General features: G+C 75.7%; 4 protein-coding genes. All 4 read left to right on the top strand.

Annotation, left to right across the window (positions count from 1 at the left end; genetic code table 11):
* On the top strand, positions 1 to 470 hold a 470-nt coding region (locus VGR37_19435; protein ID HEV2149583.1), incomplete at its 5' end, for an enoyl-CoA hydratase-related protein.
* Positions 467 to 1,213 (top strand): polyketide synthase, encoded by a 747-nt coding sequence (locus VGR37_19430; protein HEV2149582.1) that lies wholly within the window; start codon positions 467 to 469, stop codon positions 1,211 to 1,213. The genes VGR37_19435 and VGR37_19430, both read left to right, overlap by 4 nt.
* A 31-nt stretch (positions 1,214 to 1,244) precedes the next feature.
* Complete coding sequence (locus VGR37_19425; GenBank protein ID HEV2149581.1) at positions 1,245 to 1,493, top strand: phosphopantetheine-binding protein; 249 nt, start codon at positions 1,245 to 1,247, stop codon at positions 1,491 to 1,493.
* A 31-nt stretch (positions 1,494 to 1,524) separates the two neighbouring features.
* On the top strand, positions 1,525 to 2,975 hold a 1,451-nt coding region (locus VGR37_19420), incomplete at its 3' end, for a beta-ketoacyl synthase N-terminal-like domain-containing protein (protein HEV2149580.1).

Genomic DNA, 2,975 nt, shown 5'->3' with positions numbered 1-2,975 from the left:
GCGGCGGGGTGGGGCTGGCCGCCGCCTGCGACCTCGTCATCGCCGCCCCGGAGGCGCGCTTCTCCCTCCCCGAGGTGGTGCTGGGGGTGATCCCCGCGGTGGTCACGCCCTTCCTGCTGCGCCGCCTCCCGCCGGGGCGCGCCGGCGCCCTGTCGCTGGGGAGCCGGACGCTGGGCGCGGCGGAGGCCCACGCCCTGGGGCTGGTGGACGAGGTGGCCGCGGACGGGGTGGAGGCCGCGCTGGAGCGGCAGCTCGGCCGGGTCTTCCGCTCCTCGCCCGCCGCGCTCGCCGCGCAGAAGCGGCACCTGGACGCCCTCTCCGGGGGCGCGGCGCTCGAGGCGCAGGCCGCCGCCGCCGTGGACCGGCTGCTGGAGGTGCTCGCCGACCCGGAGGCGCTGGAGGGCGCCCGCGCCTTCGCGGACGGCTTCGCCCCCGCCTGGTTCGCCCGGCCGCCGCGGAGGGCATCGTGAGCGGCGTGGTACGGGTGGAGACGCTGGAGCCGGGGATCGTGGAGGTGCGCATCGACGACCCCGAGGGGCGCAACCGGATGAGCGACGCGGTCTGCGACGGGCTGATGGACGCGCTCGCCGGGCTGCGCAGCGACCCCGAGCTCCGGGTGGTGCTCCTGGCCGGGCGGCCCGACGTGTTCTGCGCCGGGGCGCCGCTCGAGACGCTGCACCGCCTCGCGGAGGGCGCGGTGGACGTGAAGGACCTGCACCTCTCCGAGGGAATCCTGGAATTCCCCCTTCCGGTGGTGGGCGCCCTGGAGGGGCACGCCGTGGGGGGAGGGCTGATGGTGGCGCTCTGCTGCGACCTCCTGGTGGCGGCGGAGGGGGCCCGCTACGGGGTCAACTTCGTGGATCTGGGCTTCACCCCGGGGATGGGGACGACGCGGCTCCTCCCCGCGCTGGCGGGGCCGTTCCCGGCCGCCGAGATGATCCTGACCGGCACCCTCTTCCGCGGGCGCGACCTGCAGGGGCGCGGACTCTTCAACCGCGTGGTCCCCGCGGACCAGGTGTGGGGCGCCGCGCTGGACCTGGCGCTCCGCATCGCCGACAAGCCGCGCCACGTGCTGGAGATGCTGAAGCTGACGCTGGCGCTGCCGCGCCGCAAAGCGCTCCAGGAGGCGATGACGACCGAGCACCTGATGCACCAGGTGTGCTTCGGGCGGGAGGAGACGCGCGCGGCCGTGGAGGCCGCCTACATCCGCTGACCTGAACAACCCATGCAAAGGAGCGAGAAAGATGACGCGTGAAGCCGTCGTGGACGTGGTGACCCGGAACATCCGCATGAACGTGGACGGCCTCCCGGCCGGTGAGATCGACACCTCGCGCTCCATGAAGGAGCTGGGCGCCAGCAGCCTGGACATCGTGGAGATCGTCTCCGGTTCCATGCGCGAGCTGCGCATCCGCGTGCCCCGCACCGAGCTCGCGAAGCTGAAGAACGTCGACGACCTGGTCGACCTGTTCGTCCGCTCCGCCGCGGCGGCCTGAGGCGGAGCGGACCGTGGCTCGCGGAGGCGGGATGACCGAGAGGCCCGTGGAGGGGATCGCCGTGGTCGGCATCGGGTGCAGGTTCCCCGGCGCGGACGGGCCGGCGGCGTTCTGGCGGCTGCTGCGGGACGGTGTGGACGCCGTCACGGAGGTGCCGGCGGAGCGCTGGGACGCGGACGCCCTGTACGACCCCGACTTGGGGACGCCGGGGACCGCCAGCACCCGATGGGGCGGCTTCGTTTCCGGGTTGTGGGAGATGGACGCCCCCTTCTTCGACGTCTCGCCCCGCGAGGCCGCGGCCATGGACCCGCAGCAGCGCCTCCTCCTCGCCGTCGCCTGGGAGGCGCTGGAGCACGCCGCCATCCCTCCGGAGCAGCTCGCCGGCGGCGACGGCGGGGTGTTCCTGGGGGTCGGGCCCAACGAGTACGCGGCCACCGGCTTCGGCGACCTGGCGCGGGTGAACGCGTACTTCGCCGCCGGCAACGCCACGTGCATGGCGGTGAACCGGGTCTCCGGCTTCCTGGACCTGCGGGGTCCGGGCCTGGCGGTGGACAGCGGGTGCTCGTCGTCGCTCCTGGCCGTCCACCTGGCGTGCCAGGCGCTGCGCGCGGGGGAGTGCTCGACGGCGCTGGCCGGCGGGGTGAGCGCGGTGCTCTCGCCGCAGGCCGCGGTGGGGCTCTCGCAGGCGTGGATGAGCGCCGCGGACGGGCGCTGCAAGAGCTTCGACGCCGCGGCCGACGGCTACGTGCGCAGCGAGGGGTGCGGGGTGGTGGTGCTCAAGCGGCTCGCCGACGCGCTCCGCGACGACGACCGCGTGCTGGCGGTGCTCCTGGGCTCCGCGACCAACCAGGACGGGCGCGGAGCCGGGCTCACCGTTCCCAGCCCGGCCGCGCAGGCGGCGGTGGTCCGCCGGGCGCTGGAGCGCTCCGGGGTGGAGCCGGACGGGGTGGACTACGTGGAGGCGCACGGGGTGGGCACCCCCGCCTCCGACCTCGCGGAGGCGGAGGCGCTGACGGCGGTCTTCGGCGGCCCGCGGGTGGGGGAGCCGTGCACGGTGGGCTCGGTGAAGACCAACGTGGGGCACCTGGAGCCGGCCGCGGGGATCGCCGGGCTGGTGAAGACGGTGCTCGCGCTGGAGCACGGAGAGATCCCCCCGCACCTGCACTTCCGCGAGCTCCCCGAGGAGATCCGGGCGGCGGGCTTTCCCTTCCGGATCCCGCTGGAGCGCACCCCCTGGCCCCGCTCCGGGCGGCCGCGGCGGGCCGGGATCAACTCCTTCGGGCTGGGCGGGACCAACGTGCACCTGGTGGTGGAGGAGCCCCCGGCCCTCCCGGCCCCGGTGGCGGTCTACACCGGGGTCGGGGAGAGGCGGCTCCTCCTCCTCTCGGCGCGCACGGAGCCGGCGCTGCGCGCGCTGGCCGGGCGCTGGGCGGAGCGGCTGGAGGGGGCCGGGGCGGCGGAGCTGCGCGACCTCTGCCACAC

This window comes from Longimicrobiaceae bacterium (assembly GCA_035936415.1).
Lineage (GTDB): Bacteria > Gemmatimonadota > Gemmatimonadetes > Longimicrobiales > Longimicrobiaceae > JAFAYN01.
The sequence above is the reverse complement of the archived record's forward strand: the minus strand, read 5'-3'. Positions and strand labels throughout refer to the sequence as shown.

Bases quoted from the DNA above. Each gene is read 5' to 3' on its own strand.
- VGR37_19425 (HEV2149581.1), top strand. From the start codon at position 1,245: ATGACGCGTGAAGCCGTCGTGGACGTGGTGACCCGGAACATCCGCATG.